Consider the following 7,173-nt stretch of genomic DNA (forward strand, 5'->3'; position numbering starts at 1 on the left):
GTCGCCTATACCCGCAGGTGGCGGCCTCGCGCGCGACGCCGGGGCACGTCAGGCGGGTTCCGGGACCACCTCCGGGTCCGTGGCGCGCAGCCAGTCGAGCACCCCGCACACCGCGTCGGTGCACGAGCCGCAGCCGGTGGTCGCCCGCGTCTCGCGCGCGACGTCGTCCCGCGTCCGCGCGCCCGTGGCGCACGCGTGGGCGATGTCCCGCTTCGTGACACCGTTGCACCGGCACACCACCGCGTCGTCGGGCATGTGCTCGGGGGACGACGCGGGCGCCGCCGCGGCCATCACGGGCGTGAGGAGCAGGAACGCGGGGTCGTGCGGCACGGGCGTCCGCCGGGTGTAGGCGGCCGTGAGGTCGGCGGCCACGGCCGGGTCGCCCACGCACGTCGCACCCACGACGACGCCGTCCGCCACCACGACCTCGACGTACCGGCCGGCGTGCGGGTCCGCGAGGCGGACCGTGCGCTGCCCGGGCTCGTCGGCGCGGGCGGCGCCGCACACGCCCATCGCGGTGACGCTCAGCGGGCCGGCCTTGACCTTGACGACGTCGGTGCCGCGCGTGTCGATGCCCCGGTCCGTCTGGGCGCGGCTGGTCGCCCCGCCCGCGAGCAGCGCGCCGAGGCGCACCGCCATGCTCGGCCGCGTGCCGCCCTCGGGAAGGCGCAGGTGCGGCGCGGGGACGGGCTCGGGGTCGGCGGGCTCGACGAGCCGCACGAGCCGTTCGGCGAGCCGTCTCGCCTGGTCCCAGCCCTCCGCGACGAGGCCTCGCGACCCCTCGGGCGGCTGTGCGCAGTCGCCGACCGCGTGCACCCGCGGGTCGTCAGGGCTGGTCAGGTCGTGTCCGACGAGGACGCCGCGATCGGTCGTGAGCCCCGCGGCCGCGGCGAGGCCGGTCTCCGGCACGGTGCCGACCGAGAACACGACGAGGCGCGCGGCGACCACGTCGTCGGTCGTGCCGTCCGGTGCCGCGGCCCCGCGGGCGGTCCGGACCCGTACGCCCACCGCCCGGCCGCCTGCCACGAGCACCTCGCCGGCCACGCGGTCGGGCAGCACGGTCACGCCGTGCGCCTCGAGGCCCGTCCGCAGCACGGCGGCGGCCTCCGCGTCGAGCTGGCGCTCCATGAGGGAGCCCCCGTGGTGCACGAGGGTCACGTGCAGCCCGCGGCCCGCGAGCCCGACGGCGGCCTCCACGCCCAGCACGCCGCCGCCGACCACGACGGCGCGCGGGGCGTTGACCGTGGCGGCGACGATCTCGCGGGCGTCGTCGAGGGTGCGCAGCGCGTGCACGCCGGCGGGCAGGCCGCCGTCGGCGGCGTGCAGGCCCGGGATCGCGGGGACGCGGGCGGCCGCGCCGGTGGCGAGCACGAGGTGGTCGTAGGGGTGGCGCGTGCCGTCGTCGGCGACGACCACGCGTGACGCCCGGTCGACGGCCACGGCGGCCACGCCCCGGCGCACGGTGACGCGGGCGCCGTCGGGCAGGGGCATGGTGATGGCGGCGACATCGGTGCGGCCCGCGACGACGTCGCTGAGCAGCACGCGGTTGTACGGCTCGTACGGCTCGCTGCCGAGCACGGTGACGTCGAACGCCTCGGGCTCGCGGCGGAGCAGCTCGTCGACGAGACGCGAGCCGACCATGCCGAACCCGACCACGACGACCTTCAGGGGGACACGCAGGTTCATCGGGACAGCTCCTCCGGGGTGGGGCGCGGGGCGGGGCGGGGCGGGGCGCCGTCCGGGACGGGCGTGACGTCCACGGCGCAGACCTTGAACTCCGGCATGCCCGAGACGGGGTCCGTGGCGTCCGTCGTGACCCGGTTGACCGAGCCGGCGCCGCTCCAGTGGAACGGCATGAAGACGGTGTCGGGGCGCACGGCGTCGGTCCAGCGCGCGGTGGCCTCGACCTCGCCCCGCGCGCTGGTGAGGCGCACGCGGGCGCCGTCCGGCAGGCCGAGGCGGAAGCCGAGCACGGGGTGCAGCTCGACGTACGGCTCGGGCACGAGCCGCTCGAGGTCGGGCACGCGGTGCGTCTGTGCGCCCGACTGGTAGTGCTGCAGCACCCGCCCGGTGACCAGGTAGAACGGCGCGCCGGGGCGCACCTCGTCCGACGGCCCCACGTGGTCGACGGCGACCAGCCGCGCGCGGCCGTCCGGGGTCGGGAACCCGTCGAGGAACAGCCGCGGCGTCCCGGGGTGGTCGCCGTCCGGCACGGGCCAGTGCAGGCCGGGGCCGCCCGCCGCCTCGTCGGCGTCGAGGCGCGCGTGGGAGAGGCCCGCGTAGTCGGCGGGACCGCCCGCCGAGGCCCGGGCGAGCTCGTCGAAGACCTCGGCGGGGTCGGTCGGGAAGGCGAGCGTCGCGGGCGCGCCCAGGCGCCGGGCCAGCTCGGCGAGGACCCACAGCTCGGACCGGACCTCCCCCGGCGGCGACACCGCGGCACGGCGGCGGATGACCCGGCCCTCGAGCGAGGTCAGGGTGCCCTCCTCCTCGGCCCACTGCGTCACGGGGAGCACGACGTGGGCCAGGCGCGCCGTCTCGCTCGGCACGACGTCGCAGACCACGAGCAGGTCGAGGGCACGCAGCCGCTCGACGACACGGCTCGCGTCCGGCGCGCTCACCACGACGTTGGACCCGTGCACGAGCAGGGCGCGGGGGCCGCCCGGCGTGGCCAGCGAGCGCAGGAGCCGCACGGCGGGCAGGCCGGGGCCCGGCAGCGAGTCCGGGTCGACGCCCCAGACCGCCGCGACGTGGGCGCGGGCCGCCGGGTCGTCGATCCTCCGGTAGCCCGGGAGCTGGTCGGCCTTCTGCCCGTGCTCCCTGCCGCCCTGCCCGTTGCCCTGGCCGGTGATCGCGCCGTACCCCGACCCGACCCGGCCCGGCAGACCGAGCGCGAGCGCCAGGTTGATCGCCGCCGTGACGGTGGCGGTGCCCTGCGTCGACTGCTCCACGCCGCGCCCGGTGAGCACGTACGCGCCCGCACCGCCGTGCGCCGGGGCCGCGGCGGCCAGCAGCCGGGCCACCCGGCGCAGCTCCTCGGCGGGGACGCCCGCGACCGACTCGACCCGCTCGGGCCACCACGCGGCCACCGAGCGGGCGACGTCCTCGAACCCGGTGGTGCGCGCGGCGAGGTAGGCCTCGTCGGCCAGCCCCTCGGCGAGCACGACGTGCAGCAGGCCGAGCACGACGGCGAGGTCCGTGCCGGGCACGGGCGCGAGGTGCACGCCCTGGGAAGGGCCGGCCGCGGGGTCCGGCGCGGGGTCGACGGCGAGCCGTGCGGTCGCCGACCGCCGCGGGTCGACGACGACGAGCCCACCGGCCGCCCGCGCGCCCGCGAGGTGCTGCACGGCCGGTGGCATGGTCTCGGCGAGGTTCGAGCCGAGCAGCAGCACGGCCTGCGCGCCGCCGAGGTCGGCGAGCGGGAACGGCAGGCCCCGGTCGACGCCGAACGCCCTGTTCATGCCCGCCGCGGCCGACGCCATGCAGAACCGGCCGTTGTAGTCGATGTTCGGGGTGCGCAGCACGGTGCGCGCGAACTTGCCGAGGGCGTAGGCCTTCTCGTTGGTCAGCCCGCCCCCGCCGAACACCGCGACCGCCTGGGGGCCGTGCTCGGCGGACAGCGCCGCGAGCCGGGTCGCCACGAGGTCGAGCGCGGTGTCCCAGGGGACGGGGACGAGGGGGTCGGCGTCGGCCGCGGGGGCGCCGGGCACGGGGGCGCCGGGCACGGGCGGGGCCGGGTCGAGCAGCGAGCGGCGCACCAGCGGGCGGGTGAGCCGGTCCGGCGCGCCGAGCACCGCCGCCGACGTCCACCCCTTCTGGCACAGCCCGCCCCGGTTGGTCGGGAACGCGCGGGGCCGCACCTCGGGCGCCGCCGGTCCCGCGGCAGGCGTGAGCGACATGCCGCACTGGAGCGCGCAGTACGGGCAGTGCGAGTCCACGCGGTCGGCGCCCGTGCTGGCGCCCGAGGTGCCGGGCCGGGTGTCGAGCACGGTCAGACCCGTGCCGCGGCCATGGCGCCGCGCCCGTACACGGCCCAGCACACGAGGGCCATCACGGCGTACACGCCGACGAACGACCAGAGCGCCGGCACGAGCGACCCGGTCAGGGTCGTGGACAGGGCGAACCCGCGCGGGATGAGGAACCCGCCGAACGCGCCCACCGCGCCCGCGATGCCGATGCACCCCGCGGCGGCCTTGACCGTGCCGCCGCTGACCCGGAACACCGCGGGGATCATCCGGTAGACGGAGCCGTTGCCCACGCCCGTGGCGACGAACAGGCCGAGGAACGAGCCGAAGAACGCGGGGAAGCTGTTCGCCCCGAGGGCCCAGATCGCACCGACGGCGCCCAGCGCCATGACGCCGAACGCGCCGAGCGTGACGACCGTGCCGCCGACCCGGTCGGCGAGGATGCCGCCGAGCGGCCGCGCCACGGAGCCGACCAGCGCACCCAGGAACGCGAGCGGCAGGGCCACCTGCGGGAACTCGGCGGCGAGCAGCGTGGGGAAGGCGCCGGCGTAGCCGATGAACGAGCCGAACGTGCCGATGTAGATGAAGCTGATGATCCAGGTGTGCCGGTCGTGCACCGCGACGGCGAACGCCCGCGGGTCGGCCTTCGCCGAGGACAGGTTGTCCATCCAGCGCCAGGCGAGGAACGCCGCGAGCAGGATGAACGGGATGAACACGAGGCCCGCGCGGTCCAGCGCCACGCCGGCGCCCGTCACGATGACCAGCGGCACGGCGAGCTGGACCGCTGCAGTGCCGATGTTGCCGCCCGCCGCGTTCCAGCCGAGGGCCGCGCCCTTCTCCTTCTCCGGGAAGAAGAACGAGATGTTCGCCATCGACGACGCGAAGTTGCCGCCGCCCAGGCCCGCGAGCGCCGCGGCCGCGAGGAGCACCGGGAACGGCGTCGTGGGGTCGGACACGGTGAGGATCAGCGCGCCGGTCGGCAGCAGCAGGAGGAGCGCGGAGACGACGGTCCAGTTGCGCCCGCCGAACACCGGCACGGCGAAGGTGTAGGGGATGCGGAGCGTCGCGCCGACGAGGCTCGGCACGGAGATGAGCCAGAACATCTGGTCGACGGTGAGGTCGAAGCCGGCCGCGGGCAGCTGGGGCACGACGATCGACCAGAGCGCCCAGGCCCCGAAGCCGAGGAACTCCGCGAAGATCGAGAGCACGAGGTTGCGCCGGGCGGTGCGGCGGCCGCCGTCCTCCCAGAGGGTCTTGTCCTCGGGGTCCCAGTGGTCGATCCAGCGGCCGGTGCGGCGCTCGACCGCGGACCGGGCCGGGGTGCCGGTCGCGGCGGCGACCGGGAGCTGCTCGTCGCGTGTGGTCGGAGTGGACACGGTGTCCTCCCTGCATGGACGGAGGCCCGACGACGCCGGGCGCACCCGGTGCGGCAGGTGCCGGGCCCGGGGCCGGCCCGACGTCGGACCGACGCTGACGAAACTAGGGAGACGGTGTTTCATCGCCCGACAAAGGGCAGTTAATCGACCGTAAGGAAGAACGCACAGCCCGCCGGGCCACCGTGTGAGGGCGCCGGAGCCGGTCTCCGCGGCCCGCGGACCGGCCGTAGGGTCGGTGCCATGGCCGGGACCGGGGAGCAGCAGGCGCGCGACGTGGACGAGCACCTGCGGCGTGCGCTCGCCCTCGTGGCACCGCTGCCCGTGCGCGTGGTGCCGGTCGCGGACGCGCTCGGCGCGGTGGTCGCGGAGGACGTGCACGCCGCCGTGCCCGTGCCGCCCTTCGACGGCGCCGCGATGGACGGGTACGCGGTGCGCCTGGCCGACCTGCCGCCCGACGGCGCTCCCGTGACGCTCCCCGTCGCCGGTGACGTCGCGGCGGGCCCTGGCCGGACGCCGGCGCTCGCGCCCGGGCACGCCGTCCGGATCATGACCGGAGCGCCGCTGCCGGCGGGCGCGGACGCCGTCGTCCCCGTGGAGCACACGTCGACCGGGCGGTTCGTCGCCGGGGCACCGCGCACGGAGGAGGCGGTGACGCTCGCGCGGCGGCCGCGCACGCACGTCCGCGCGGCCGGGGAGGACGTGGGCCGCGGCGACCTGCTCGCCCGCCCCGGCACCGTGGTGACGCCCGCCCTGGTGGGCGCCCTCGTCGCCTCGGGCGCGGTGGACGTCCCGGTCCGACGGCGGCCGGTCGTCGCCGTGATCTCGACGGGGGCGGAGCTCGTCCCCGCGGGGACGACGCTCGGTCCGGGCCAGATCACCGACTCGAACGGTCCGATGCTCGCCGCCGCGGCCACGGCTGCCGGCGCCGACGTGGTCCGGCTCGGCCCGGTGCCTGACGACCCCGCGGCACTCCGGGCGGCGCTCGACGCGGCGGTGGACCCGGCTGAGGACCCGGCGGCGACGGGCGCAGGACGGTCCGGCGCCGGGACGGCAGGAGCGCGGCCGGGCGGGGTCGATCTCGTCGTGACGGCCGGCGGGGTCTCGGCCGGCGCCGCCGATGTCGTCCGCGAGCTGCTGGCGGCCGCACCGCCCGGGCTGACCGACCCCGACGTCGCCGCCGTCGCCCTGTCCCCCGGCCGGCCGCAGGCCCTCGCCCGCTGGCGCGGCGTGCCGTGGCTCGCCCTGCCCGGCAACCCGGTCGGGGCGTACGCGTCGTTCGCGCTCTTCGCCCGGCCGGCGATCGACCGGCTCCGGGGCGCGCTCCCGCAGACGTGTCTCCCGGTGCCGACACCGTCGACGCCGAGCGACGCGCCCGGGAGGACCTCGCTCCCGGCGGCGGCCGTCCTGCCCGGTTCACCCGGACGCCTCCTCGTCGTCCCGGTCCGCCTCGCCCCGCTGCCCGGCGCGGGTCACGACACCGGACCGGGCACCGTCGGCGTCGCGCCCGCCGGGTCGCGGCACTCGCTGTCCGCGCTCGCCACGGCCGACGGGCTGGCGCTCGTCCCGCCCGGCGTCGAGAAGGTTCGCGTGGGCGACCTGCTCGAGGTGCTGGTGCTGCGATGACTCCGACGACCGCCGGCCCGCCCGACCGCCCGGTGTACGACGCCGTCGTCCTGGCGGGCGGACGGGCGACGCGTCTGGGCGGGGCGGTCCGTGTTCTTCGCGACGACGGGGTTGCTGCCGTTGCCCGCGGCCCAGATCAGCAGGCCGTTGCCCCACGACTCGCCCGTCGAGAGCAGGATCTCGCCGCCCGCCGCCGAGACCACCTGCGCGCC

4 protein-coding genes are annotated in these 7,173 nt (G+C 77.6%); 1 reads left to right on the plus strand and 3 read right to left on the minus strand.

What is annotated here, in order from left to right:
• Positions 1 to 48: 48 nt before the first annotated feature.
• The 3 genes from HLB15_RS11700 to HLB15_RS11710 form a co-directional block, all read right to left on the minus strand.
• Entirely contained in the window at positions 49 to 1,686 is a 1,638-nt protein-coding gene (locus HLB15_RS11700; protein WP_171105809.1) for an FAD-dependent oxidoreductase, read from the minus strand.
• A complete protein-coding gene (locus HLB15_RS11705; RefSeq protein WP_171105820.1) occupies positions 1,683 to 3,896 on the minus strand; it encodes a molybdopterin oxidoreductase family protein in 2,214 nt (737 codons plus the stop codon). The genes HLB15_RS11700 and HLB15_RS11705 overlap by 4 nt, the downstream gene beginning before the upstream one ends.
• A 92-nt stretch (positions 3,897 to 3,988) precedes the next feature.
• On the minus strand, positions 3,989 to 5,338 hold the full coding sequence (locus HLB15_RS11710) for an MFS transporter (RefSeq protein WP_171105811.1): 1,350 nt from the start codon (positions 5,336 to 5,338) through the stop codon (positions 3,989 to 3,991).
• Between the two features lie 240 nt (positions 5,339 to 5,578).
• On the opposite strand from HLB15_RS11710, the gene HLB15_RS11715 reads away from it, so the two are divergent.
• Positions 5,579 to 6,961 carry a molybdopterin molybdotransferase MoeA gene (locus tag HLB15_RS11715; protein ID WP_171105813.1) on the plus strand — a complete coding sequence of 461 codons (1,383 nt, stop codon included), beginning with the start codon at positions 5,579 to 5,581 and terminating at the stop codon, positions 6,959 to 6,961.
• Positions 6,962 to 7,173: the final 212 nt, after the last annotated feature.

This window comes from Promicromonospora citrea (assembly GCF_013004695.1).
Lineage (GTDB): Bacteria > Actinomycetota > Actinomycetes > Actinomycetales > Cellulomonadaceae > Promicromonospora > Promicromonospora citrea.